Origin of the sequence: Kitasatospora sp. NPDC057936, assembly GCF_042887525.1 — a bacterium.
GTDB lineage: Bacteria > Actinomycetota > Actinomycetes > Streptomycetales > Streptomycetaceae > Kitasatospora.
The window spans coordinates 20,219-46,047 of record NZ_JBHVPD010000087.1; the positions used below are offsets into that span (position 1 = coordinate 20,219).

Here is a 25,829-nt window from a genome sequence, read left to right on the forward strand (position 1 = left end):
AAACAGCCTAGATCAACAGCGTCGGGCTGTCAGGGAGCTTCGTTGGATCGAATGAGGCGATGCGGTGGGCACTTTGGTCAATCTTGATGACGCGGGCCGCAGGGAGGGCCGTCCAGGTGGTTCGCACCGAGGTGACGATCAATTGGAAGCCTCGGTCGGCAAGTTCCGAGAGTACGTCGAAGACGTTGGGTTCCGACATGGGATGCAGGAATCCGAGGGGCTCGTCGATTAGGACAATCCTGTTCGGCGCAGCGTCCGACTCAAGCAGGGAACGCAGGTACGCCTGCCAGTTCTCCATCCTCGAGGCCCGGCTGTCGAGAACCGGGACAGCGTCGGCGGAAAGGTGGTCGCAACTGTACGGAGTCCGTCGGCCGTTCCAGGTGATCCGGAGGTGCTTGGCCAGGTCCCGGCTCGCCGTCGACTGATCGACCGGGAGAACAGAGCGCATCGAGCGCATCGACAGGGCCAGGGCGTTCAGCAGGATGGTCTTCCCGCTGCCGTTGGCACCCACCAGCACAGTGATCCCCTCGTGGAAGCCGATTCCCTGGCGCAGCGCTGCGGCGACCGGCAGGGTCCCAAGTGCCTCATAGGAAGGTGGCAGTTCGGCAGCCTGGAGGATGGCGTTGGTTGTCACCGGCGAGGTGGCCGAGGTGTAGCCCTGGCGTGCGAGCCCCTGCATGGCAATCCAGCGGATGGATTCCGCGGGATCGTCGCAGAGGGAGCGGAGTGCGGCGAGTGCGACGCCGTCGTTGGGCCAGCCTTCGGCGAGGAGCTCCGCGGCAACCGCCCGGACCAGTGCCTCGCTGTCGCAGGCCAGGGCGATCAGGCAGTCACGGACGGCCGGATCATCCGTCCACCCCTGAACCAGCGCCTGCATCACCATCTGCCTGACTCCCGGGTCCTGGTGCTGGACGAGCCGGGCGAGCGCGTCCCGAGCGGCGTGGTCGCCCGCCCAGCCGTGCGCCAGGCCCAGCGCCGCCGTCTGCCGGACGTGGTACTCGGGATCGCCGGCCAGCGTCGCGACGGCGTCCCGGGCCTTGGGGTTCCCGGCCCAGGCGGTTGCCAGGCCCCAGGCCGCGCTGTGGCGGATGGCCGGCTGGTCGTCATGGACGAGGCGGAGAAGGGTGTCGCGGGTGCTCGGGTGGCGGGCCCAACTGGCCAGGACGGTTCGCAGAGCGGCACTGCGGGCGAGCGGGTCGCTCAGGCGGGTGGCGGCCAGCAGGATCGCCAGTTCATCGTCGGGGGCCAGCGGCGTGTTGTCCGCGAGGGCGCGCCGCAGCTCGGCGGTTTTCTGCTCCTCGGTGTCGTTGTACTCCTGGACCCGGCCGAGGGCGGTCGCGATGTCCGCGAGCGCGGACTCGGCGTGGAGGCCGGGTGAGAGAACGCTCCGGGTCGGCAGCGGCGGGGGGTCGGGCAGCGGCCGCAGGTGCCCGACGTCGGCGTGCGTGGCCAGCCGCCGCAAGTTGCCCTGCGCCTGGTCCCACAGCAGCTCCAGCACCCGCCGCCGGTGGTCAACCCGGTCGAGCTCCGCCTCAGCCGCCGCCTTGTATTCGACCGCCTCGATGCGCTGCCGCTCGGCCAGCGAGCGCGGAACTGTCCGCCCGCCGGTACGTGGTGCGCCGAACAAGTCGAGATCGAGCTCGGTGATGATGTCCCGCAGCGCATCGATGATCTGCAACAGTGTGCCTATCAGCGCCTGGGTGTCGCTCAGCTCCCGCCGGAGGCGGTCCCCGGCGCGGTGCGCCCGTTCGAGGTCGAGCTGCGCCTGCAGCGTGGCGATGGCCGCCGCCGTAGTGGGCGGCTCCGGTCGCGGCTGTGGTTGCAACAGCGCAGCCGGGCGGGTCTTCAGCCGCCGAGCCATGGTCAGCAGTTCCGTCGCCTCCCGGAACAGCGCCTGGTGGCGATGCTGAGGCAGGCCGGCGGCGTCGCTGGTGATCTCCAGGAAGACTCCGAGGAACCGGCCGGACGGCAGCGCGGTACCGCCCTTGAAGAGGCGGTCGAGGTGCGACTTTGAGAAGTTCATCCCGCCCACTGGGGCGGTCGGCCCGCCCGCCCCCGCCGCAATTTGCGCCTGCTCCCGGTCAGCCCGCTGCTGGAAGGCGCGGGCGATCTCACGCGCGCTCAGGCCCGCTTCCTGAGCCCGGGACCGGAGGAAGTCACCGAGTGCGTACGCGGCATCGGTGCCGTCTCCCGTTGTTGCGCTCATCGCTGTTTCCCTCGGTCTCCTGCCCCGGGGGCGCCTCAGGCATGTCCCTGGGACGGGCCCGGGACACCCGCGATCCTCTCAGGTCGGGCCCTCGGCCAGCGGGCGATTGCCCCGGGCTGCCCCAGCGCAGGTTGGGGACAGCGCCCACGCCGAGCACGCTGGCTGCGCGGTCGACGGCGACCGTGAGATGTTCCGAGCGGTGGAGGCGTACTGCGATGACGACAGAGATCAACGAGGCAGCCGAGGCGATCGGCGAGGGATGCGCCGACCATCTGGGCGGCGTTCCGGAGCTGTTGGCGGCTGCGGTGCCGGAGTTCCTCGGCGGACTCGCGGTGGCGCTGGTCACCGCGCTGGCGACCTGGGGCGTGCGCCGGCGGCGCGCACGTCGGGCGCCCAACGACGCGTGCTGATTCGGCAAAGTCCGAGAGGCCCTTGTGCCCACGCGATCCCAGGGCTGCGGTAGGCCGCGGCAGGCTCGCCAGCTCTCTGGTCCCCGACTGGTCCCTGGCAAGATCGCAAAAGGGCAGCGCCGCAGCCGCCATTCACCTGTCGGACCATCAACAAAAAGGCCGCTGACCTGGGATTTCTCCCGGCCAACGGCCTTCCGACACAATGTCGGGACGACAGGATTTGAACCTGCGACCCCTTGACCCCCAGTCAAGTGCGCTACCAAGCTGCGCCACGTCCCGTGGTCTCGGTGCCGGGCGGCGGGGCCTGGGGGGCTCTGCCGGTCGGCTTCTCGACCTTGTCTCCGGTTGTCCCGGCGACGTGGAAAACAATACAGCACGTGGAGGGGTGCTCGCTGCCGGGTTTCGAGGTGGGGCGGGTCAGGGGGTTGATCAGGGCGTCGGGTGGCGGGCGTCGTAGGTGAGGAAGGCGGGGCGGCGGGCGGCGAGGAGGAGGACGGCGGCGACGCAGGCGAGGCCGCCGGTGATCACGGAGGTCGCGGGGCTGGTGAGGGCGGCGACGGCGCCGGACTCGAAGTCGCCGAGGCGGGGGCCGCCCACGACGACGACCATGAAGATGCCCTGGAGGCGTCCGCGCATCTCGTCCGGGGCCGCGACCTGCATCATCGTGCTGCGGAAGATCATGCTGACGGTGTCGGCGCAGCCGGCGAGGGCGAGCAGGAGGAGGCCGAGCCAGAGATTGTGGAGCAGGCCGAAGGTGGCGATGGCGAGGCCCCACGCGGCGACGGCGGCGAGGACGGCGACGCCCTGGCGGTGGATGCGGGCGACCCAGCCGGAGAAGAGGGCGCCGATCAGGGCGCCGACGGCGGGGGCGGAGACGAGGAGGCCGACGGTGCGGGCGTCGCCGCCGTAGAAGGTGACGGCGATGGCGGGGAAGAGGGAGCGCGGCAGGCCGAAGATCATCGCGGCGAGGTCGGCGAGGAAACTGGTGCGCAGGTTGGGCTGCTCGCGCAGGAAGCGGAGGCCGTCGAGGACGGAGGCGCGGGCCTTGCCCTCGCCGAGTGGCCGCATGGTGGGCAGGCGCCACATCGCGTAGAGGGTGCCGGTGAAGGCGACGGTGTCGACGAGGAAGGCCGACTGGACTCCGTAGGCGCCGATGAGGAGTCCGCCGAGCATGGGGCCCACGGTCATGCCGAGGTTCATGCTGACGGTGTTCAGGGCGTTGGCCGCGGGGAGCTGGTGGGACGGGACGAGGCGCGGGATCATCGCGGAGCGTGCGGGCGAGCTGAGGGCGAAGAAGCAGGCCTGGGCGGCGACGGCGGCGTAGAGGACGGCGACCTGGCCGAGGCCGGCGATGGCCTGGACGGCGAGGACGGCGGAGACGAGGGCCAGGCCCGCGGCGCCGATGAGGCCGAGCTTGCGCCGGTCCACGCGGTCGGCGATCACGCCGCCGTAGAGGCCGAATGCGATGAGCGGGACGAACGAGAAGAGGCCGACCACGCCGGTGGCGAAGGCGGAGTGGGTCAGGTCGTAGACCTGGACGGAGACGGCGACGGCCGTCATCTGCTGGCCTATGGAGGAAACGGCCTGGCCCACCCAGACCCGCCGGTAGTCGGCGTGGTCGCGCAGCGGGCTGAGGTCGGCGAACGCCCGCCGGTACCAGGGGGCGGCGGCCTCCGGGGGCGACGGGACGGGGTCGGCGGGCGGCGAGGCCTCTGAAGGACGCGTTGATGAATGATGGTCGTTCGGCACAACCGTCCATGTTCCGCCCCGCCGTCCGCATGCTCCCCACCGGGGCCCGGAGGAACAGCCACCGGGGGCCGGACGAGCGGCCACCTGGCCCCCGGGAGAGCAGCCACCGACGCCCGGGAGAAAGTGCCGACGCCCCGGGAGAAAGCCGCCAGGCCCCGGTCGGCCCGCGGCTACCGGGTCAGGACCTGCTTCTCCCCCGCCTCCACCGCGAAGTCCAGCCGGTTGCCCGGCGGCGGGAACGGGCAGATGAAGTGGTCCGCGAAGGCGCACGGCGGCAGGTAGGCCCGGTTGAGGTCGAGCACGGTACGGCCGTCGGCGTCCGGTGCCGGGAGGGTGATGAAGCGGAAGCGGTAGGTGTCGATGCCGCTCGTCGCGTCGGCGATGACGCCGCTGAGGCGGTCGCCCGCGCTGCTGACGGTCAGGGTGCGGTGCTCGCCGGCGACCGTGAACGCGATCTGCCCGGTGACGGCCAGCGGGCGCTCCTTGCCGTCCGCGTTCGGGACCACGACCGACTGCGCGTCGGCGGCGTCGAACGGGGTGAAGACGGCGGGGACGGCCCACTCCGGCGAGTAGGGGTAGGCGGAGATGCCGGCGAAGGACGCCCGGCGGGGCGCGGCGGGGTCGAAGACCCGCAGGGCCAACTCGCCCTCGCGCTCGATCGGGACGAGCAGGACGTCGCCGAGGGTGGCGATGTCGGCGGCCGGATCGGTGTCGGGGCGGAGCAGGACCTCGCCGTCGACGGGCGAGGCGTCGCCGCCGACCGTGGCGCCGCCGACCGTGATGCCGTCGGCCGCCACCGCACGCAGTCGGACGCCCTCCGCGTCGGCCCACCAGAGCCCGGGCAGGCCGGGGAGCACGCCGGGCTCGGGCTCCAGCCAGTGCGTGCCCGTGAGTGCGAGCTGCCCGTGCGGCGCGCTCACCGACGCCGCCCGGTGGTCACTCCAGTGCTTCCAGTCCTCCGCGGCCGTCTCCGTCATCGGCAGACCCTCCCAATCCGGTCCGCGGCCCGCCGCCCGGCGGACCGCCCGTCTCGGCGACCAGCCGTTCCGCGGGCCGCCCTTTCTCGATCACCCAGCACAACACCGGCCACGCGGCCGGTCCATTCCCGTCACCGCCGCCCGACCGGAAACGGAAACACGGCGGCAACGGGACGCAATCGGACCGCGCCCCTTCAGCCCGTCACCGCTTCAGCCCCGTCACACCTCCAGCCCGTCACCCCTTCAGCCGCCGGAACAGGCCTTCCTGCACCACGGAAACGACCAGTTGCCCGTTCCGGTCGAAGATCTCCCCGCGGGCGAGCCCGCGCGCGCCGTGGGCGATCGGGGATTCCTGCTGGTAGAGCAGCCAGTCATCGGCGCGGAACGGACGGTGGAACCACATCGCGTGGTCCAGCGAGGCCATGTCGAAGTGTCTGGTGCCCCAGAGCGGCTCGACAGGGGCGCGCACGGCGTCGAGGAGCGTCATGTCGCTCGCGTATGTCAGGGCGCAGACGTGTATCAGCGGGTTGTCGGGCAGGGCGCCGTTCGTCCGCAGCCAGACGCCGCTGCGCGCCTCGACGTCCGTCAGCTCCTCCTTCGTCCAGCGCAGGCGGTCGACGTAGCGGATGTCGAAGGGCTGGCGGCGGCTGATGAACGGGGGCAGTTCGCCGAGCCGGGCGCCGACCTCCTCCAGGGCGCTGGGCAGCTCCTCCGGAGCGGGGACCCCCGGCATGGGGACCTGGTGCTCGATGCCGCCCTCCTCGGGGTGGTGGAAGTCGGCCGTGAGGGCGAAGATCGAGCGCCCGCCCTGGATGGCGAGCACCCGCCGGGTGGTGAAGGAGCGGCCGTCGCGGATCCGGTCGACCTGGTAGACGATCGGCACGCCGGGGACCCCAGGACGCAGGAAGTAGGCGTGCAGCGAGTGCACCGGCCGGTCGTCGTCGACCGTCCGCCCCGCCGCGACCAGCGCCTGTCCGGCAACCTGGCCGCCGAACGTGCGCTGCAGCGCCTCCTCGGGACTGCGACCACGGAAGATGTTCAGCTCGATCTGCTCCAGGTCGAGCAGATCGACGAGGTCGTCGACGGGGGTACCCATGGCTGCGCTTCCTCTCCGGGCTTTCCGGGACCGCGGCCCGGACGAAGGTATTCCGCCCGCCTGCCGGAGCCCGTTCCTCTCGAATTCTCCAGCTCACTCGAATCCTCCGGCGACCGCTGGAATTCCCGCTCCCCGGACCCGGCCCCCCGATTCACTCGAACGAGTGCCCGATCGCCGACCTGCGGACCCGCCAACCCGCTGGCCTGCCGACCACCCGCTCGCCGACTGCCCGCTCGCCGCATCGGCCCTACAGCAGCCCCGACTCCCGCACGGTGATGTTGAGCCGCCCCACCAGCCCCAGCGCCGGATCCGCCGTCCCCGCGAGCGTCCGCACCACCCCGTGGTACGCGAACCGGGCCGGCCCGCCGAAGACGAGCAGGTCGCCGCTGTACAGCTCCAGATCGGTCCAGGGCCGGGTCCGGGTCTCGGTGTTCCCGAGCCGGAAGACGCAGGTGTCGCCGAGCGAGAGTGATACGACGGGGGCGTCCGTCCGCTCGTCGCGGTCCTGGTGGAGGCCCATCCTGGCGCCGTGCGCGTAGTGGTTGACGATCGCGGTGTCCGGCTCGTAGGACGCGGCGCCGGCGATCCGCGCGGCCCGCTCCCCGTACGCGTCCGCCACCGCGCGCCGGGCGAGGTCCGAGAGGAGCGGCGGGAACGGCTTGACCGGCGCGCCGTCGTCGGCGGTCCGCCGGTAGCCGTAGGGGTACCAGTGCCAGCCGAGGCTCACCATCCGGACGGACATCAGCCCGCCCGTGGGCATCCGGACGGCGTGCAGGCCGGCCGGGCCGCGGGCCCACTCCCGGCAGGCCGCGACGAGGCGCAGTTGGGCGTCGGCGTCCAGCCAGCCGGGGAGGAGGACGGCGCCGGGCGCCGGTTCGGAGCGCTCGCGCGGGGCGGAGGGCTCCGAAGGGTCACCGAACAGCTCGCCCTGGATCACGCCACCATCCTCGCGCACCACCGACCGGAAGCCCCCACCCGGCCGAAAGCCCCCACCCGACCGGAAACCCTTGCCTGACCGGAAACTCCCACCCGACCGGAAAGCACCACCGGCCGGAAGCCCCCACCCCAGCAGAAACCTCACCCACCAGAACCTCACCCACCAAAGCCCCGCCGGAGACCGGAGACCGAGACCGAGACCGACGCCCTCACCCCACCAGCCCCAGTTCCCGCGCGCAGTCCGGCCACGCCTCCCAGCCCTGCCGCCGGAGGATCTCCTCCCCCACGGTGGTCTGCTCGCGGCGGGTCGCGTGGTCCGGCCGGTCGGCGAAGCGGAGGCCGCCCGCCTCCGTCCAGGTGGGCGCCCAGATCTGCAGGCCGCCGTAGTAGCCGTTGCCGGTGTCGGCCCGCCAGTCGCCGCCGCTCTCGCAGTCGGCGAGCTCGTCCCAGATGAGGTCCGCGACCCGCACGGCCGACCAGGCCCGTCCCCCGACCGGCACCAGTGCCGCCGCGCAGAGCGCCGTCACGGCCAGCAGGACGGCGACCGGCAACGCCGCCACGCCCCACCCGGAACGCTCATCACACGAATGCGGCACAGCAGCCGACCCTAGGCGCGCCGCGGCGACCCCCGCCCCGACACGCCGGACACGCCGACGGCCGCTCCCCCGCGCAGCGGAGAAGCGGCCGTGACGATGACCTGGACGAAGCAACGGGCGCCCTCAAGGCCCCTGGTGTCACCCGCCGTCGATCGACGGCGATCGACGGCGGGTGACACCGATCTACGTCAGATGCTCAGGACCTGGCCCGGGAAGATCAGGTCCGGGTTGCCGCCGACGACCTTGTCGTTGTTCTTGTACAGGTCGTGCCAGTCGAGGCCCTGCGCGGCGGCGATGGCGCTCAGCGTGTCACCGGACTTGACGGTGTAGCTGCCACCCTTGGCCGGAGCGGCCGGAGCAGCCGGAGCGACGGGCTTGGCGTCGTTCGAGCGGTTCCAGGACTGCGCGCCCTTGTCGGCCTTCGGCGCGGCCTTCACGGCGGCGTCGGCCTTCGGGGCCTGGGTGGGCTTCGCGGCCGGAGCGGCCGGAGCAGCCGGCTTGGCAGCCGGAGCGGTCGGCTTGGCGGTGTTCGCGCCGGCCGAGGTGTCGACGGCGGCCGGGGCCCCGCCCTTGGTCAGGCCGGCCTTGACGGAGCACACGGGCCAGGCGCCCGGGCCCTGCGAGGCGAGGACCTTCTCCGCGACGGAGATCTGCTGCGCCTTGGTGGCCTGGTTGGCCTGCGAGGCGTAGGCGGTGCCGCCGAAGGCGGCCCAGGTGCTGGAGGTGAACTGCAGGCCGCCGTAGAAGCCGTTGCCCGTGTTGATGGCCCAGTTGCCGCCGCTCTCGCACTGGGCGACGGCGTCCCAGGTGGAGACGGGGGCGGCGGAGGCCGAGGTGGCCGTGACGAGGCCGGCCACCGGCAGGGCCGCGACGGCGGCGCCCGCGACGACCGCCATGCGCACGCGGTTGCGCTTGGTGGCGGTGGAGGTGGTGGCAGCGGCGGTCTCGTGACGGAAGGTCATGGGGTTCCTCTCGACAGCCCCGGGCGGGCAGGCGGAACCAGGCCCTGGAAGGGGCCGCGTTCCTTGCCGCGTCCGTCGGACGGCCGTGCACGTGTCGGACGTGCCGCTGCCGCCCCGGCCACCCAGCCGCTCGCCGACGACCTGTTCGAGCGGTCGCGTCGGCGGGCACGTGCCGCTGCCGGTGCGGGACCGGCGGGCTGTGCGTCGGGGGTGAACCCGGGTGGCGCTCGTTGCGCCGTCCAAGAAGCTACGAGGCGGTCGGCGGGGAAACCAAAACCCGAACGGTCTGCCCAGCTCACGCAAGGGTTACCAGCGGTAACGACAACACAATCATGCCCGAATTGTCCGTTTTGGCCACTACTTCCAAGATCAAACATCCAGGCCGGGTGACCTACCTCACGGTTTCATTCCGGCAGGCCCGCCCACGACATCGACACATTGCGACCACAGGAACACGCACTGCGGTCGGATCCGGGGCAATTCCCGTCAGCCTCGACGACCACCCGTGACGCCTGACACAGGGGTCCGTTGGTTATGGCGACCTCCCCGTAACCGCAATCAAGACCCACTCCAGGAGACCCTGTGCCGCGCATGCTCGACGTCAGCGACGAGGTCCGGTCCGAGATCGGCGACGACGAGGCCGACCGCCTCCTCGGCGGCGACCGCGCACCCGACAGCTACGAGTGCACCTCCTGCCGCACTCCCGGTGACACCTACTCGGACCCCACCAGCACGGTGCTGTTCGTGGGAGACGAGACCGCCGTGCTCGCCTTCGCCCACGCCCGCTGCATCCCGTCCCAGGTGGTGCCGGTGGCGGAGGAGCAGCTGGCCGGAGCCGTCCGCAGCATCAACCAGGCCCAGACCGACACGCCGGGCCTCCCCGCCGTCAACGCGCCCGCGCCGTCCGCCGTGGTGACGCCCACCGCCCCGGTCCCCGCGGCGACCACCCCGGCGCTCGGCGCACCGGTCGCCGACGACCGGCCCAGCGCCCCCGGCCAGGCCGCCATCCTCGGCATCACCTGCGGCCTGGTGCTGCACGGCAAGGTCGGTCACGCGTCGCTCGTGGTCGAGCCGACCGGGCCGGTCGGCCGGCCGGGCAACACCACCGGCGAGGACGAGTTCCTCGACCTGCTCCAGGACGCCGGCTTCCAGCCCGTCGCCGACCTCGACGAGACGCCCGACCAACTCCCGGGCTGGTCGGTCCTGGTGGCCATGGGCAAGCTGCACGCGATCCTGCAGCCCGCGGCGGCGGGCGGCAGCACCGGCTGGTGGCAGGCGCACCAGCCGCTCCAGGTGACGGACGCGTGGCGGCTGGCCGCGAGTCAGCTGTCCGAGGTGACGATGTACGCCGTACCGGCCGGGACGGTCGGCCGACAGCCGCGCGAGGACCTGCTCCGCCAGGCGCTGGAGCGCGCGGTGTCGATGGGCCGGGTCGTCGCCGCCTCCCTCCCGCTCGCCGGCACCTGAGCCGTACCCCCGCCCCACGCCACCCCACCCCACCGCGCCGCCCGGCCCGCGCCCCCGCGCATCGACCACCCCACACCGCAGCACGCCGCAGCACCCCGCAGCACCCCGCAAGACCCCGTACCACCCCGGCCCGACGCCCCCACGGCCGGAAGGCGGCCCTCCGATCGGCATAGGCCACCTTCCGGCCGGGTCCCCCGACCCCGCATCCCCGGACGACTTCGCTCGTTGGCCCCTGTGTGTACAGCTACGACGTCTCCGCGACCCCCGGCAGGACCGCCACCGTCCCCCGATCGATCCCGGGCATGCGCCCGTCGTACGACGCCGAGCACCCCCACTCGACGACGCCGATCTACGACGAGCTGTACTCCGAGTACCGGCGGCTGTTCCGCGCGCTGCCGGGCGACCGGTCGGGCGAGGAGGACCTGAAGTTCACCGGCTTCGCGATCCGGGAGGGGTACCCGCTACCGGTGGACCCGCGGTCGTACCCGCAGCAGCAGGCGTTCCAGACCTACGGGGGCCAGGCGGCGGGCCTGCCGCAGTTCATGCCCGCCCAGCAGGCGAACCCGCACCCCGCCAACCCCACGAGCGACGGCTACGGACAGGCCACGCAGCACGCCACCGGCCACCACCCGACGGGGCACCACACCACCGGACACCACAGCACCGGGCACCAGACCACCGGAAACCACCCGGCCGGTCCCCACACCACCGGCCCCCACACCACCGGCCATCACCACATCACGAACCACCACCCCGGCGGGCACCACCAGCCGAACGGCCACCAGGTCCAGCCCGCACCGCAGTTCACCAACGGCCAGGGATGGGTGGCCGCCGGCTTCCTCGGCTCGCCGGGCCAGGTGCCCCACCCGATGCCCGCGCCGCCCCCGGTCCCGTCCCCGATGATGGGCACGGCCCCGTCCGCCGCCGCCGGCGGACGGCACCGGCAGATGCTGTCCCTCCCGCCGGGCCGCATGGGCGACCACCACTGACCCGCCGCCCGAACCGGGCCGGGCACCACCGGGCACCACCGGGCACCACCGGGCACCACCGGGCACCACCGAACGACCCGACCAGGCACCACCAGGCCACCCGAACCAGGCACCACCGAACGACCGAGGGCCCCGCCGCCGAAGCGACGAGGCCCTCACTCGCGAAGGTGCGCGGGCGCCTACGGCCCCACGCACCAAGCGGTGCCGGTGCTACTACTACTTCTTCTTGTTGCGCTTCTCCCGCACGCGCACCGAGATCGAGATCGGCGTCCCGACGAAGCCGAACTCCTCGCGCAGCCGGCGCTCGATGAAGCGGCGGTAGCCCGCCTCCAGGAAGCCCGAGGCGAACAGCACGAAGCGCGGCGGACGGGAGCCCGCCTGGGTGCCGAACAGGATGCGCGGCTGCTTGCCGCCGCGGATCGGGTGCGGGTGGGAGGCGACGAGCTCGCCGAGGAAGGCGTTCAGGCGGGCGGTCGGGATGCGGGTCTCCCAGCCGTCCAGCGCGGTCTCGATCGCCGGGACGAGCCTCTCCATGTGCCGGCCGGTCTTGGCCGAGACGTTGACGCGCGGGGCCCACTGCACCTGGACGAGGTCGCGCTCGATCTCGCGCTCCAGGTAGTAGCGGCGCTCCTCGTCGAGCTGGTCCCACTTGTTGTAGGCGATGACGACGGCGCGCCCGGCCTCGACGGCCATCGAGATGATGCGGGTGTCCTGCTCGGCCAGGGTCTCGCTGGCGTCGATCAGGACGACCGCGACCTCGGCCTTCTCCAGCGCGGAGGCGGTGCGCAGCGAGGCGTAGAAGTCGGCGCCGGCGGTGAGGTGGACGCGGCGGCGGATGCCGGCCGTGTCGACGAACTTCCAGGTCTTGCCGCCGAGTTCGATCATCTCGTCGACCGGGTCGCGGGTGGTGCCGGCCAGCTCGTTGACGACGACGCGCTCCTCGCCGGCGACCTTGTTGAGCAGGCTGGACTTGCCGACGTTCGGGCGCCCGATCAGCGCGACGCGGCGCGGGCCGCCGGGGGCGGCGCCGCCGAAGGTCTGCGGCGGGGCCTCGGGCAGGGCGGCCATGACGGCGTCGAGCAGGTCGCCGGAGCCGCGGCCGTGGAGGGCCGAGACGGGGTACGGCTCGCCCAGGCCGAGGGACCACAGGTAGGCGGCCTCGGCCTCGGTGGACTGGCCGTCGACCTTGTTGGCGCACAGGACGGTCGGCTTGCCGGCCCGGCGGATGATCTTGATCAGGGCCTCGTCGGTGTCGGTGGCGCCGACGGTGGCGTCGACGACGAACAGCACCGCGTCGGCCTGCTCGATGCCGAGCTCGGCCTGGGCGGCCACCATCGCGTCGATGCCGAGGACGTCGATCTCCCAGCCGCCGGTGTCGACGACCTTGAAGCGGCGGCCGTTCCAGCTGGCCTCGTAGCTGACCCGGTCGCGGGTGACGCCCGGCTTGTCCTCGACGACGGCCTCGCGGCGGCCGATGATGCGGTTCACGAGGGTCGACTTGCCGACGTTCGGGCGGCCGACGATGGCCAGCACCGGCAGCCGGAGGTGCTCGGCGGCGTCGAGGCCGTACACGTCGTCGAGGTCGAAGCCCTCTTCGGCGGCGAGGGCCATGAACTCGGCGTACTCGGCGTCGTCCAGCTCACCGTGGCCGGTGGCGTGCTCTGCGGTCATGTTCGTCTGTTCCGTTTCCCGGCCCGGCCCTTCCCAGGGGCGCGCCGTGCGTACCTGCCCCGCTCGGGGCAGCGCGAGTACTTCTCCTGCGGCACCTCGGCGGTGCCGCAGTTCGTTCGGGATCACCCGGGGCCGGAGCCCGGCGGGCCACCCCCATGAAGGATCACACCGACGACAGGCCGGCCCGCTCCTCCACCAGGGCGACGATCCGCCCGATGACCTGCTCCAGCGTGAGGTCGCTGGTGTCCACCAGGACCGCGTCGGCGGCCTGGGTCAGCGGGGCCGTCTTCCGGGAGGAGTCGGCGGCGTCCCGGCGGGCGAGGTCGGCGGCCATCGCGGTGATGGTCGCCTCGTCGACGCCCTTGGCGCGCAGCTCGGCCGCCCGGCGCTCGGCGCGGGCGGTCTCGGAGGCGGTCAGGAAGATCTTGACGGTGGCGTCCGGGAACACCACGGTCCCCATGTCCCGGCCCTCCGCGACGATGCCGCGCTCGGCGACCCCGGCGCAGCCGCGCTGCAGCTCGACCAGCCGGGTGCGCACCGCCGGCACCGCGGACACGGCGCTGACCCGCGCCGTCACCTCGGGGCCGCGGATCGGGCCGGACACGTCCTGCCCGTCCACGGTGATGGTGGGCCCGTCGGCGTCCGTCCCCGACACGATCACCGGCTTGCCGCACGCGACGGCCACCGCCTCCGCGTCGTCCGTGTCGACGTCGTTGGCCAGCATCCACCAGGTCATCGCCCGGTACATGGCACCGGTGTCCAGGAAGCTCAGGCCCAGCCGGGCGGCCACGGCGCGCGAGACGGTCGACTTGCCCGAACCGGAGGGTCCGTCGATGGCGACGACGACCGGGGCGTGCGCTCGGTCGGCAGTGTCCACGGGGTCGAACCTCTCTCTGAGCATGGGATCCGGCGCCTGGACGGCCAGTGGGCAGGCGTTGAACAGGCATGCGGCCGGGGATTGTCTCCCTCAAGGTTAATGGACCGGCGCGGGCCCCCGCCCCGCCAGGCCCGACCGCCCCGACGGCCCTACCGCCCCAGCAGCTCCACGACCGCGTTCCCCAGCCGGGGCCGGACGTACTCGCCGTCCCGCTCGATGCCGAGCACCCCGCCCAGGAAGGCCATCGTGAGCTGCCCGTCCGGCCTGCCCCACGCGAAGGGCACCGTCGAGACGTGCGACGGAAAGGCGTTCTCCTCGAAGGACAGCCCCCGCCACCCGAAGACCGTCCGCGGCTCCGGCCCGGAGGGCCTCCGGGTGTGGGCGAAGAAGGCCGTGATCCATCCGGAGACGAAGTCCCCGCCGGAGTCCGACCGCCACTTGTACAGCGAGCGCCAGAACTCCTGGTCCACCGGCCAGCCGGCCGCCGTCCGCGCCAGGACCCTCAGCACCGGGCGCAGCTCCGCGAACCAGGGCGCGAGCGGCTCGAACCACGGCGCCAGCTCGCCGACCCGCTCCGCCAGCAGCGCCCAGTCGTTCGCGGTCCCCTCCAGGCGGACCCGGGGGATGCCGCACAGCGTCTCCCACCGGAACTCGTAGTAGGGGCTGACGACGTCCATCAGCGCGACCAGCACGGACGAGACGTCGTCCGGCGTGGTCGTCGAGAAGTCCGGCCGGAACAGCTCGACGAGTTCCGCCCCCACCGCCTCCGCCAGCGGCTCGCGCACCAGGCGGATCGACGCGGCCCAGTCCGGCTCCGGGCCCAGCAGGGAGTTGTCCCGGACGACGATCGGACGCTTCTCCCCCGACGGGTCCGCGCCGAACACCCCCGCGTACAGGTCCGCGTTCAGGCGCACGTGGACGGCCACCTCGTGCACCACCGCGTACCAGAGCACGTCCGGCGACAGGCTCAGCGGCAGGTGCCCGCAGAACGCGACGTGCGCCGCCCGCAGCAGCAGGCTCCACGTCGGCTCGTCCCCGGCCGGCCGCTGCCGTTCCGCCGGGGCGGCCAGCAACGAGACCGCACTGCGGTGGTGGAGGCGGAACTCCCCACCCACCACGGCCGCCAGGAACGCGTCGTTCCCGACGACGTCCAACTCCCCCACGTCGCCCGGCTCCTGGCCTTCACCGAGTGGTATCTCGACGATCACGACAGCTCCCCCGCGCCCCTCGGTCCCGCACGCTCTGCCCGCTCCCCCGCGCCCTTCAGTCCCGCACGCTCCACCCGCTCGCCCGCAGCGCCGCCGTCAGCGGCTTCACGGCCGCCGGGGCGACGGACAGCTGGACGAAGCCGACCTGCTGCCCGTCGGAGTGCTCGATGACGACGTCCTCGATGTTGACCCCGGCCGCGCCGACCTCGCCGAAGAGGCGGCCGAGCTCGCCGGGCTGGTCGCCGAGGACGACCGACACGGTCTCGTACCGGGTGGGCGGCGCGCCGTGCTTGCCCGGGATGCGGGCCTGCCCGGTGTTGCCGCGCCGCATGACGGCCTCGATGCCGGCCGCGCCCGAGCGGCGTTCGGCCTCCTCGGCGGCGTCCAGGGCGCGCAGCGCGGTGACGGTCTCGCCGAGGTCCGCGGCGACCTCCTCCAGGATGTCGGCGACGGCGCCCGCGTTGGCGGAGAGGATGTCGACCCACATGCCGGGGTTGGAGGCGGCGATCCGGGTGACGTCCCGGACGCCCTGCCCGGAGAGCCTTATCGCCGTCTCGTCGGCGTGCTCCAGCCGGGCGGCGACCAGCGAGGACACCAGCTGCGGGGCGTGCGACACGAGTGCGACCGCCCGGTCGTGCGCGGCGGCGTCCATGACGATCGGCATCGCGCCGCACAGCGCGACGAGCTCCAGGGCGGCGTTGAGCGTCTCGGTGTCGGTGTCGGCGGTGGGGGTGAGCACCCAGGGCCGGCCCTCGAAGAGGTCGGCGCGGGCGGCCAGCGGGCCGGAGCGCTCACGGCCGGCCATCGGGTGGCTGCCGATGTAGTGGACGGTGTCGCAGCCGAGCGCGGCGACCTCGGCCCGCGGGCCCTCCTTGACGCTCGCAACGTCGGTGTACCAGCGGGCCAGGTTGCGGCGCTGGCAGTCGGCGAGCACCTTGCCGACCAGCGCGGGCGGGACGGCGATGACCGCGAGGTCGACCGGGCCGTCGGCGGGTTCGGTGGTGCCCGCGCCGAGCGAGGCGGCCGTGCGGGCGGCGTCCGGGTCGGTGTCCTCCAGGTGGACGGTCAGCCCGCGGCCGGTCAGGGCGAGGGCGGCGGAGGTGCCGATGAGTCCGGTGCCGACGACGACGGCAGTGCGCATGGCGGGTCGCTCTCCTTCACGGGCCTGTTCACGGGCCTGGCCGGCGGGCCGGGGTGTGCTCGCCCCATCCTCTCGCATGGCCCCCGCCCTCGCGCCCACCACCCACCCCACCACCAGAGAGGCCAGCCCCCACCGGAGAGAACCACCCCGCCACCACAGAGGCCCACCCCCACCACCGGACAGAACCGCCGACACCCGGCCCCCGTCCCACAGAGTGCACACGCCACCGCGCGGGCGAATTCCGGAGACGCCCGCCCGGAAGCGGGGCAGACTGGCCGCCCGAGCAGAGACCGTCGGCGCAGGCGGCAGGACGCGAACGAAGGGGTTGCGCATGGACGATCAGCACAGTGGCGAGGTCCAGCGGCGGAAACCGGCGGCCGTACCGGCGCACCCGTCGGTCCTCGACTCGGTCGTGGTGTACGCCGAGGGCGCGGTCTGCCGCCGCCGGGCCACCGTGCCCGTCCCGGCCGACGGCCGCCTGCGGCTGACGGGCCTGCCCCGCACGCTGGACGGCCGCTCGCTGCGCGCCCGGGTGCTCGCCGGCCCGGCCGGCACGGCCGTGACCGAGGCGCGCGTGGAGCAGCTCGCCGAGATCCGCGACGAGTCCGAACTCCCCTCCCTCCGACGGGAATTGGACGAGGCCAGGGAGCACCTGAGCGCCCTCGTCGAACGCCACCGCCTGGTCCTCGCGTCGATCGCCGAGACGAGCGACCTGCGCGCGGTGCCGCCGCAGCGGCGGCGGCCCGACGAAGTCCTGCGCCGCACCCCCGCCGACGCGTGGCTGGAGCTGGCCGAGTTCGTCGACGAGCGGCTGGCCGGGCTCCAGGCGCGCGCCGAGCAGCTCACCCGGGAGATCGAACTCGCTGACCATGCCTGCGAGTTGATCAACGACCGGCTGGAGCGCGCGTCCACCGCAGGACCGTCCCACCCGGTGGAGACGGCCACCACCGTCCTGCTCACTCTGACGACCGCCCCGGCCACCGCCGGCGAACCGTCCACGGCCGCACCCACCCCCGCCGGCACCCCCACCGCCGACGAACCGGCCACCGCCACACCCACCCCCATCACCCCCGCCACCCCCGCCCACCTGGAGATCGAGCTGGAGTACGGCGTCGCCGCCGCCCGCTGGATCCCCGCCTACCGGCTGTCCTACCGGCACGGCGCCGACACCGGCCGCCTCGTCCTGCGCGCCTCCGTCGCTCAGCAGACCGGCGAGGACTGGACGGGCGTCCGCCTCGCGCTGTCCACCGCGGACCTCGACCGCCGCTCCGACCTGCCCAGGCTGCGCTCGCTGCGGATCGGCCGCAGCCAGCCCGCGCCGCCGCCGTCCGGCTGGCGCGAGCCCCCGAGCGGTCTGTCCGACCTGTTCTCCGGCTACGACGCGGCCGACGAGCTGCCCGGCAGGCCCCGGCCCCGCGGCGGCGGCCCGCTCGCCGTCTCGGCGCCGACGCCCAGCCCCCCGGCCTGGCTGCAACAGCCCCGCCCGTCCGCGCCCCAGCCCGCGCCGCCCGGCCGCCCGGGACGCGCCGCTCGCCCCGGCGGCAGTCCGTACGGCGTGAGCGGGCGCGGCGGCGGCACCCTGGACGCCGCCGACGGCGACTACCCGCTGCCCGCATCGCCGCCCCCGCCCGGCCCCGGCTTCGCCGGCTACGGCGGCGCTCCGGTCCCCCAGTCGGGGCCCCCGGCACCGGTCGCGCCCGGCGGCCCCGCCCCCGCCGCCTTCGGCGCCCCGGCGCCCGTGCCCGGAGCCGCCCCGGCCGCCCGGTCCGCACCGCCCGAGGCCATGAAGCGCATGGCCCACCGCAAGCGCGCCGGCGCCGTCGAATCCGCCGACGTCTGGAACGACGGCCCGCCGACGGCCCACGGCGGCCTCACCCCCGCCGCGGCCCTGCTCGACTACCCCGAGCTCGTCCTGGCCGGCCCCGACGAGCCCGCCGCCCGCCGCGGCACCCTCCGCCCGCCCGCCGCCACGCCGGACACGGGCCCCGGCAGCCCCGGCGCCCTCGGCGGCCTCGGCCGCGTGCGCGGCCTGCGCCTGCCCCGGCACGCCGTGGCGCCGCGCGTCTCGGCCGGCTCCTTCGACCACCGCTTCGACGCCGCCGCCCCCGCCGACATCCCGTCGGACGGCACCTGGCACACCGTCACGGTGGACGAGATCCCGCTGTCCGTCCGCCCCGAGTACGTCACCGTCCCGGCCGTCGAGGAGAAGGTGTACGCGACGCTCGTCCTCGCCAACCGCACCGACCGCGCCGTCCTGGCCGGCCCGGTCGAGGTCACCGTGGACGACGAGTTCCTGCTCACCGCCGCCCTGCCCACGCTCGCCCCCGGCGGGGTGCGGCGGGTGGGCATCGGCGTCACCGAGAGCATCGAGGTGGCGCGCCGCACCGAGCTGCACGAGGCCGCCGCGGGCAAGCTGAACGTGCTGAACAACAGCACCGTGCTCGACCACCGGGTGCACGTCGAACTGGCGAACCGGCTCGGCCGGGCCGTCACCGTCGAGGTCCGCGAGCGCGTGCCGGTCTCCTCCGACGCCGAGATCCGGATCGAGGAGCGCGCCGACTGGCACGCCCCGACGGTCCCGACCCCGGAGTGCCCGCCCAGCAGCCGGCTCTGGCGGGTCGAACTGCCCCCGGGCGGGCGCGCCGAGCTCGACGGCGGCTACCAGATCAAGATCCCGGCCGGAAAGGCCATCGTCGGCGGAAACCGGAGGAACTGAGAATGACCGGAACCATCCCCCTCCCCGTCACCGCCGTCACCTGCCTGGAGGACCGCAGCCAGGTCGAGCGCACGACGACGGTCGACCTCGTCGCGGGCGTCCAGCGCCTGCGCCTGGGCCCGCTCACCGCGCTCGCCGTGGACCGCACCCTGCGCGCCGAGAGCAGCACGCCCGGCAGCCGCGTCCTGGATGCCCGCCTGGTGCGCAGCTGGACCCCTCGCTCCCCGCAGCCGCCGGGCCCGGAGGACTCCGAACTGCGCCACCGGCTGCACGAACTGGACGCCGAGACCCGGCTGACCGACCAGGCCCGCACCCGCCTGGAGGCCCGGCTGGCGCTGCTCGCCCAGCTCTCCGCCGACCTCCTGCGCGAGGTCGGCGAGGGCGCCGGCGTCGGCGAGGTCGAACGCGCCCGCTGGACGCGCGAGCTGGACCGGGTGGACGCCGAGCGCGAGCGCCACGGCGAGGAACTGCGCGCCACCCGCTCCCGGCTGCGCCGCCTGGAGGAGGAGCGCTCGCAGGCGCTGACCGCGCTCGACGAGGCCGAGGAGGAGCCGGCCGAGCTGGTCGCCCACCTGGACCTCACCGTCGAGGCCGCCTCGGCCGGCCCCGGCACGCTGACCGTCAGCCACCTGGTGCCGTGCGCGCTCTGGCGCCCGTCCTACCGCGCCACCCTCGCCGGCGGGAGCCTGCGCCTGGAGTCGGAGGCCGTCGTCTGGCAGCGCACCGGCGAGGACTGGACCGGCGCGCGGCTCACCTTCTCCACCGCCCGCTCCGCCCTCGCGACCGCCCCGCCCGCGATCACCGAGGACGTCCTGATGCTGCGCGAGCGCACCACCGAGGAGCGCCGGACGGTCGAGGTCGAGCTGCGCGAGGAGACGGTCGGCACGCTCGCCCCGGACGCCGCCGTGCCGGGCGTGGACGACGGCGGCGAGGTCCGGGTGCTGCCCGCGCCCGCCCCGGCCACCGTGCCGTCGGACGGCCGGGCGCACCGGGTGCCGCTGGGCGGCTTCGACGCACCGGCGAGCAGCGAGTACGCGTGCGCGCCGGAGCTGTCCCCGCTGGTCACCCAGGTGGTCCGGTTCCGCAACGCGGCCGGGCACCCGCTGCTGGCCGGCCCGGTCGAGCTGGTCCGCGGCAGCGGCTTCACCGGCCGGGGCGAACTGCGCTTCACCGCGGCCGGAGCCGAGGCCGAGCTGGCGTTCGGCAGCTCGGACGGCTACCGGGTGGTCCGCGAGACCGAGGAGCGGCAGGCCACCGCCGGGCTCACCGGCCGCCAGACGACCACCCGGAAGGTCCGGCTGCACCTGTCCCGGTTCTCCGGCCCGGAGGAGCGGGACGAGCAGGTCGTCACGGTCCGCGAGCGGGTGCCGGTCTCGGAGGTGTCGGCGGTGGAGGTGCGGCTGCGCAAGGAGGAGTGCACCCCGGCCCCGGACGCCTTCGACGCCGAGGGCATCGTCCGCTGGGACGTGCCGCTCGGCCCGGGCGCCCGCCGGACGGTCACGCTGGTGTACGAGGTCTCGGCCTCCTCGAAGGTGGCCGGACTCTGACACCCGCGCCGGAGTGACACCGGATCAGCACCAGCCCGCTCAGCACCAGAGGGACCGAACCGGGTACAAAAGGAACATGATCCTCCACCTCGCACCCCTGGACGACTGGCTGGCCGACCCCGGCCGCCCGTACGCCGCCGCCTCGCTGCTCACCGACGGGTTCATCCACTGCTCGGCGGACGAGCGGACGGCGCTCGCGGTGGCCAACCACTTCTTCGCCGACGCCCCCGATCCGCTGATGGTGCTGCTGATCGAGGAGTCGCTGGTGGAACCGATGGTCAAGTGGGAGGCCCCGCACGGCGCACCGCCGCCCGGGGCCACGCCCGGCGTGCAGTTCCCGCACATCTACGGCCGGCTGAACCGGTCCGCCGTGGTGGGCCTGGAGAAGGTCCTGCGCGGCCCGGACGGCCGCTGGGCCTCCCTCACGCCCTGGAGCTGAGCCCGCAAGAGCCGGGCCCCCGAAGCCGGGCCCCGGAACCAGGCCGCGGGCTCACAGCCACCCGCGCTCCCGCGCCGCCATGCCGGCCTGGAAGCGGGTGGTGGCGCCCAGCGCCCGCATCAGGCTCTGCAGCCGGCGCTGGGTGGTGCGGGCGCTCCAGCCGAGCGAGCGGGCGATCGACTCGTCGGTCAGGCCGGCCGCCAGCAGGCCCAGCAGCTTGCGGTGGTCGGCCGCCGGCTCCAGCGCCGTGTCCGTCGCCCCGATCGCGGCCTGGAGCTGGACGGCCCGCTCCCACTCGGCCTCGAACAGGGTGTCCAGCGCCTGGAGCAGCGCCGAGGGGTGGATGACGTAGGCGGCGTCGAGGACGCTGTCGCCGACGCTGATCGGGATGATCGCCATCCGGTCGTCCGAGATGATCATCTTCATCGGCAGCGTGGGCCGGACCCGCGCCTCCTCGCCGTCCGCGACGCCGACCAGGATGTTCTTCTCCAGCCGACCCGGCCAGGCGACCGCCTCCCGGTCGTAGATGGTCCGGAAGCGCAGCCCCTCGCGCAGCCGGTCGCGCTGCGTCGGCATGAGCCCCACCGGGTCCTGGATGTACGGCGGGCAGTCGAAGCCGCGCACCTGGTACTGGCTGGTCTCGGTGATGTGCTCCAGCCGCTGGGCGATCGCCTCGCCGCCGGTGAGCACCTCGACCGAGTGCGCCGGGTCGGTGTAGCGCGACGCCTCCCGGAAGGCGTCCATCAGCCGGTGCATCTCGGCGCGCGCGTGGCGCAGTTCGGACTCGCGGTGGCCTATCAGGGTCCCGATCGCGACGTCGGGGGCGACCGGCAGGTAGCGCTGGCGGTCCACCGGCGCGCGGGTGGCCATGCCCTGCTGGGCGAGCCGGTCGAGCGCGCGCACGCTCTGCTGGAGGGTCAGCCCGCAGGTCTCGGCCAGGTCCTCCGCGGTGGACTGCGGGTTGGCCACCAGCGCGGCGTAGACCTGCCCGTCCGGCTCGGCCAGTCCCAGTGCGCTGAGTGGTGCATCGGACACGACGCGGTCTCCCCCTGTTCGCCCCCACCGGCGCCCGCCCTGGCGCACTCCCGCCACGTGGCGCGGCGGTGGTCAGATGGCCATCCTCTGCCACGGATCACGGCGCTGACAAGGCCGTGACCAGCGGGTGCGTCCCGGCTCACACACACGCCGGAGGGTCCCCCGCCACCACGGGCGGGAGACCCTCCGGAGAACTGTCGGTGAACCGGGGCCCTACAGGCCGACCTCGTGCATCAGCTGGCCGACCTCGGGGTTGGTGAGGCGGCGCAGCCAGCCCGACTTCTGGTCGCCCAGCGCGATCGGGCCGAAGTGGGTGCGCACGAGCTTCTCGACCGGGAAGCCGACCTCGGCCAGCATCCGGCGCACGATGTGCTTGCGGCCCTCGTGCAGGGTGACCTCGACCAGGTAGTTCTTGCCGACGTTCGAGATGACCTTGAAGCTGTCGGCGCGGGCGTAGCCGTCCTCCAGCTCGACGCCCTGGGCGAGCTGCTTGCCCAGGTCGCGCGGGATCGGGCCCTGGATGGCGGCCAGGTAGGTCTTGGTCACGCCGTACTTGGGGTGGGTGAGGCGGTGGGCCAGCTCGCCGTGGTTGGTGAGCAGGATGATGCCCTCGGTCTCGGTGTCCAGGCGGCCGACGTGGAACAGCCGGGTCTCCCGGTTGGTCACGTAGTCGCCGAGGCACTGGCGGCCTTCCGGGTCCTCCATGGTGGAGACGACGCCGGCCGGCTTGTTGAGCGCGAAGAACAGGTAGGACTGGGTGGCGACGGTCAGGCCGTCGACCTTGATCTCGTCCTTCTGCGGGTCGACGCGCTTGCCCTGCTCGGTCACGGTCCTGCCGTTGACCTCGACGCGGCCCTGCTCGATCAGCTCCTCGCAGGCGCGGCGGCTGCCGATGCCGGCCCGGGCCAGGACCTTCTGCAGGCGCTCGCCCTCGGGCTCGCCGAAGGTCTTGGGCAGCTTGACGGCGGGCTTGTCGTGCCGGGCGAGGACGGCGTCCTCGATCCTGGCCTGGAGCTCGCGCGAGCGCTGCGGCTGACGGCGCGGGTCGCCCGGGGCACCCTGGCCCTCGCGGCGCGGGCGCGGCGCCGGGCCGGGGCGCCGGCCGGCGAAGCTGCCGCGGGCGGGGGTGGCGTTGGGGCCGCCGCCGAACTCGGGGCGGTCGTAGCGCCGCTCCTCGGGCCGCAGCGGGCGGTCCGGGAAGCGGCGGTCGTCGCGCCGGTCGTCGCGCCGGTCGTCCCTGCGGTCGTCGCGGCGGGGGTCCCGCCCGGACGAGCCGGAGCCGCCGCGCGAGCCCGCGCCGCCGCCGTAGGAGCCGCCCCGCGAGCCGCCGCCGTACGAACCGCCGCCGGACGAACCGCCCCGCGAGCCCGAGCCGCCGCGGCCGCCACCGCCGCCCCCGTAGGAGCCGCCGCCCCGGCCCCCGCCCTGTCCGCCGCGACCGCTTCCGCCGCCGCTGCTGTTCCTGCCGTTGCCACTGCTACGCATCAAAGTGTCCGTACGTCGTTCCGTCTGGGATGTGCGGTCGTTTCGGCCGACCTCACCGCCCCCTGCCGATCGTGCTCAGCCCGACCGGCCTCGCCACTGCCGTCCGCGGCCTGCGCGGCAGCGGCGGCGACCGCCTCCGCGATCATCGTGCCCTCCAGGGACTCCGCTTCCACGTCGTCGACCTCGGGCAGGAAGGGAGCGAGCTCCGGCAGCTCGTCCAGGCCGCGGAGCCCCATCCGTTCCAGGAAGTAGTTCGTCGTCCGATACAGGATCGCACCTGTTTCGGGCTCGGATCCGGCCTCTTCCACCAGTCCTCGCTGTACCAGGGTACGCATCACGCCGTCACAGTTCACACCACGGACGGCCGAGACCCGCGATCTGGACACCGGCTGACGGTAGGCGACGACCGCCAGGGTCTCCAGCGCGGCCTGGGTGAGCCGGGCCTGCTGGCCGTCCAGGACGAAGCGGTCGACGGCCGGGGAGCAGGCGGCCCGGCTGTAGAAGCGCCAGCCGCCGGCGACGTGCCGCAGGTCGAAGCCGCGCCCCTGGGCGGTGTACTCGGCGGACAGCCCGCGCAGGGCGTCGGCGATCTCGGTCCGGGGCCGCTCCAGCACGCCGGCCAGCCGGTCCTCGGTCACCGGTTCCTCGACGATCATCAGGATCGCCTCCAGCTCGGCCCGCAGCCCGACGCCGGGCGCCCCGGCCTCCCCGACGCCGGGCGCCCCGGCCTCCCCGACGCCGGGCGCCCCGACCTCCCCGGCTTCCTCTGCGTACTCGGCCTCCGCCGGGACCGCCGGCACGTCGGAAGTCGGCGGAGCCGACTTCTGGTGCACCACACGCGCCCCCGCCACGCGCACCTCAGCCACCGGCTCCGCCATGGGCGCCTCAGCCACGCGCGCCCCGGCCACCGGCTCCGCCGCCCGCTCCGGCTCGTCCGGCACGAGCTCGAAGACCGGCTCCAGCCACTCCTCGGCCCGCGGCCGCCCGGGCAGCCCCAGCCGGCGGCGCTGCGGCCGCCCGCCGCCGTCCGCAGACGTCTCCGTCACCCGTCCTCCTCCTTCTCCCCCGCCGGCCGGTCGAACTCGTCCGTGACCTCCACCGCGCCGCGTCCCGGCTCGGCCACCCACCGCACGGTCAGCTCCCCGAGCGCCTCCGGCTGCTCGAAGGCGAGCGCCTGCTCGCGGTAGAGCTCCAGCAGCGCGAGGAAGCGGGCCACCACGACCAGGGTGTCCGGCGCGTCCGCGACCAGCCGCCGGAACGACGCCTCGCCCAGCTCCGTGAGCAGGGCCGCCACCAGCCCGGCCTGCTCGCGCACGCTGACCGGCGGGGTGTGGATGTGGTCCACGTACACGACGGGCGCCGGCTTGGGCTCCATCGCCTTCGCCGCGAGCTGCGCGAGCCGCTCCGCGCCGATGGTGATCACCACCTCGGGCAGCAGCTCGGCGTGGTGCGGCTCCAGCCCGGCGGTGCGCGGGCGCAGGCGCAGCTCGGCGGCCCATCGCTCCCCGAACACCTCGGCCGCCCGCTTGTACGCCCGGTACTGCAGCAGCCGCGCGAACAGCATGTCGCGCGCCTCCAGGAGGGCGAGGTCCTCCTCGTCCTCGACCTCGGCGGCGGGCAGCAGCCGGGCGGCCTTGAGGTCGAGCAGGGTGGCGGCGACGACGAGGAACTCGGTCGCCGCGTCGAGGTCCCAGTCCGGGCCCATGGCCCGGATGTGTGCGAGGAACTCGTCCGTCACGGTGGCCAGCGCCACTTCGGTGACGTCCATCCGGTGCTTGGCGATCAGGCCCAGCAGGAGGTCGAAGGGGCCCTCGAAGTTGTCCAGCCGCACCCGGAACCCGCCCCGCGACCCGTCGTCGGTCCCGGGGCTCGCGGTGGTGGCAGGCGGTTCGGTGGTGCTGGGCATGGCGTTCCATCTTCACCCGGCCCCGGCGCCCGCCCCGCCCCGGGGCCGTCGACACGCCGTGCGCCCGAATCCCCGGGGCGCCCCGGGGACGCCCGCCGAGGCCCGGAGGGCCCTTGGCCCTGGCCCTGGGGCCCTCAGCGACCGCGCAGGCGCCGCACCAGGATGGAGGCCTCGCCGCGCTGCTCCAGGTCCGCCAGGACGACCGCGATGGCCTCCCGGACGATCCGCCCGCGGTCCACGGCCAGGCCGTGCTCGCCGCGCAGCACCAGCCGGGTGTGCTCCAGGTCCATGAGCTCCTCGGCGGACACGTACACGGTGATCTTCTCGTCGTGCCGCTCGCGCCCGCTGGGCCGCCGCGGCGCGCGGCCGCGCGGGCGGGCCCGTCCGGCGGTGCCCGCCTGCTCCTCGGCGGTGCC

21 protein-coding genes, 1 tRNA gene and 1 pseudogene are annotated in these 25,829 nt (G+C 74.1%); 6 read left to right on the top strand and 17 right to left on the bottom strand.

The window, feature by feature from the left end:
- Positions 1-7: 7 nt before the first annotated feature.
- A complete protein-coding gene (locus ACFVU9_RS34310; protein ID WP_387600203.1) occupies positions 8-2,206 on the bottom strand; it encodes a HEAT repeat domain-containing protein in 2,199 nt (732 codons plus the stop codon).
- Between the two features lie 215 nt (positions 2,207-2,421).
- Here ACFVU9_RS34310 and ACFVU9_RS34315 point away from each other — a divergent pair, with 215 nt between their 5' ends.
- On the top strand, positions 2,422-2,616 hold the full coding sequence (locus ACFVU9_RS34315) for a hypothetical protein (RefSeq protein WP_380500402.1): 195 nt from the start codon (positions 2,422-2,424) through the stop codon (positions 2,614-2,616).
- A 205-nt stretch (positions 2,617-2,821) separates the two neighbouring features.
- On the opposite strand, the gene ACFVU9_RS34320 is transcribed toward ACFVU9_RS34315, so the two are convergent.
- The 7 genes from ACFVU9_RS34320 to ACFVU9_RS34350 all read right to left on the bottom strand — a co-directional run bounded on the left by ACFVU9_RS34320 (position 2,822) and on the right by ACFVU9_RS34350 (position 8,932).
- A tRNA-Pro gene (locus tag ACFVU9_RS34320) sits at positions 2,822-2,895 on the bottom strand.
- Between the two features lie 150 nt (positions 2,896-3,045).
- Entirely contained in the window at positions 3,046-4,365 is a 1,320-nt protein-coding gene (locus ACFVU9_RS34325; RefSeq protein WP_387600206.1) for an MFS transporter, read from the bottom strand.
- A gap of 170 nt (positions 4,366-4,535) precedes the next feature.
- The gene (locus ACFVU9_RS34330; RefSeq protein WP_387600209.1) at positions 4,536-5,342 is read right to left on the bottom strand and encodes a DUF1684 domain-containing protein; all 807 of its coding nucleotides are present in this window, start codon (positions 5,340-5,342) and stop codon (positions 4,536-4,538) included.
- A gap of 235 nt (positions 5,343-5,577) precedes the next feature.
- Entirely contained in the window at positions 5,578-6,438 is an 861-nt protein-coding gene (locus ACFVU9_RS34335) for an acyl-CoA thioesterase (RefSeq protein ID WP_380445366.1), read from the bottom strand.
- 247 nt (positions 6,439-6,685) lie between these two features.
- Complete coding sequence (locus tag ACFVU9_RS34340; protein ID WP_387600248.1) at positions 6,686-7,372, bottom strand: alpha-ketoglutarate-dependent dioxygenase AlkB family protein; 687 nt, start codon at positions 7,370-7,372, stop codon at positions 6,686-6,688.
- A gap of 211 nt (positions 7,373-7,583) precedes the next feature.
- On the bottom strand, positions 7,584-7,934 hold the full coding sequence (locus tag ACFVU9_RS34345) for a transglycosylase family protein (RefSeq protein WP_387600211.1): 351 nt from the start codon (positions 7,932-7,934) through the stop codon (positions 7,584-7,586).
- Between the two features lie 224 nt (positions 7,935-8,158).
- Positions 8,159-8,932 (bottom strand): transglycosylase family protein, encoded by a 774-nt coding sequence (locus tag ACFVU9_RS34350; RefSeq protein ID WP_387600214.1) that lies wholly within the window; start codon positions 8,930-8,932, stop codon positions 8,159-8,161.
- 582 nt (positions 8,933-9,514) lie between these two features.
- On the opposite strand from ACFVU9_RS34350, the gene ACFVU9_RS34355 reads away from it, so the two are divergent.
- Together ACFVU9_RS34355 and ACFVU9_RS34360 are read left to right on the top strand one after the other, a co-directional pair.
- Positions 9,515-10,399: a hypothetical protein gene (locus tag ACFVU9_RS34355; protein WP_380500399.1), complete on the top strand. Its 885-nt coding sequence runs from the start codon at positions 9,515-9,517 to the stop codon at positions 10,397-10,399.
- A gap of 236 nt (positions 10,400-10,635) precedes the next feature.
- The gene (locus tag ACFVU9_RS34360; RefSeq protein ID WP_387600218.1) at positions 10,636-11,388 is read left to right on the top strand and encodes a hypothetical protein; all 753 of its coding nucleotides are present in this window, start codon (positions 10,636-10,638) and stop codon (positions 11,386-11,388) included.
- Positions 11,389-11,604: 216 nt separating this feature from the next.
- On the opposite strand, the gene der is transcribed toward ACFVU9_RS34360, so the two are convergent.
- From der to ACFVU9_RS34380, 4 genes are all read right to left on the bottom strand, one after another.
- On the bottom strand, positions 11,605-13,059 hold the full coding sequence (gene der / locus ACFVU9_RS34365) for a ribosome biogenesis GTPase Der (RefSeq protein WP_380497618.1): 1,455 nt from the start codon (positions 13,057-13,059) through the stop codon (positions 11,605-11,607).
- Between the two features lie 163 nt (positions 13,060-13,222).
- Positions 13,223-13,960 carry a (d)CMP kinase gene (gene cmk / locus ACFVU9_RS34370; protein WP_359965486.1) on the bottom strand — a complete coding sequence of 246 codons (738 nt, stop codon included), beginning with the start codon at positions 13,958-13,960 and terminating at the stop codon, positions 13,223-13,225.
- Positions 13,961-14,085: 125 nt separating this feature from the next.
- A complete protein-coding gene (locus ACFVU9_RS34375; protein ID WP_387600222.1) occupies positions 14,086-15,144 on the bottom strand; it encodes a DUF4419 domain-containing protein in 1,059 nt (352 codons plus the stop codon).
- A 55-nt stretch (positions 15,145-15,199) separates the two neighbouring features.
- Entirely contained in the window at positions 15,200-16,285 is a 1,086-nt protein-coding gene (locus tag ACFVU9_RS34380) for a prephenate dehydrogenase (RefSeq protein ID WP_387600225.1), read from the bottom strand.
- Between the two features lie 331 nt (positions 16,286-16,616).
- On the opposite strand from ACFVU9_RS34380, the gene ACFVU9_RS34385 reads away from it, so the two are divergent.
- The 3 genes from ACFVU9_RS34385 to ACFVU9_RS34395 all read left to right on the top strand — a co-directional run bounded on the left by ACFVU9_RS34385 (position 16,617) and on the right by ACFVU9_RS34395 (position 20,987).
- Positions 16,617-19,001, top strand: a complete 2,385-nt coding sequence (locus ACFVU9_RS34385; RefSeq protein WP_387600228.1) for a DUF4139 domain-containing protein — start codon at positions 16,617-16,619, stop codon at positions 18,999-19,001.
- Positions 19,002-19,003: 2 nt separating this feature from the next.
- Positions 19,004-20,548, top strand: a complete 1,545-nt coding sequence (locus tag ACFVU9_RS34390; RefSeq protein WP_387600230.1) for a mucoidy inhibitor MuiA family protein — start codon at positions 19,004-19,006, stop codon at positions 20,546-20,548.
- Between the two features lie 76 nt (positions 20,549-20,624).
- A complete protein-coding gene (locus tag ACFVU9_RS34395; RefSeq protein WP_380445376.1) occupies positions 20,625-20,987 on the top strand; it encodes a DUF952 domain-containing protein in 363 nt (120 codons plus the stop codon).
- Between the two features lie 51 nt (positions 20,988-21,038).
- On the opposite strand, the gene ACFVU9_RS34400 is transcribed toward ACFVU9_RS34395, so the two are convergent.
- From ACFVU9_RS34400 to ACFVU9_RS34420, 5 genes and pseudogenes are all read right to left on the bottom strand, one after another.
- Entirely contained in the window at positions 21,039-22,022 is a 984-nt protein-coding gene (locus tag ACFVU9_RS34400) for a helix-turn-helix domain-containing protein (RefSeq protein WP_380445377.1), read from the bottom strand.
- A 213-nt stretch (positions 22,023-22,235) separates the two neighbouring features.
- Positions 22,236-23,507, bottom strand: a complete 1,272-nt coding sequence (locus ACFVU9_RS34405; protein WP_387600233.1) for a pseudouridine synthase — start codon at positions 23,505-23,507, stop codon at positions 22,236-22,238.
- Entirely contained in the window at positions 23,507-24,163 is a 657-nt protein-coding gene (locus ACFVU9_RS34410) for an SMC-Scp complex subunit ScpB (protein WP_380446365.1), read from the bottom strand. The genes ACFVU9_RS34405 and ACFVU9_RS34410 overlap by 1 nt, the downstream gene beginning before the upstream one ends.
- 386 nt (positions 24,164-24,549) lie before the next feature.
- Entirely contained in the window at positions 24,550-25,413 is an 864-nt protein-coding gene (locus tag ACFVU9_RS34415) for a segregation and condensation protein A (protein ID WP_387600236.1), read from the bottom strand.
- A 134-nt stretch (positions 25,414-25,547) separates the two neighbouring features.
- Positions 25,548-25,829, bottom strand: a pseudogene (locus ACFVU9_RS34420) (hypothetical protein); the annotation flags it as partial.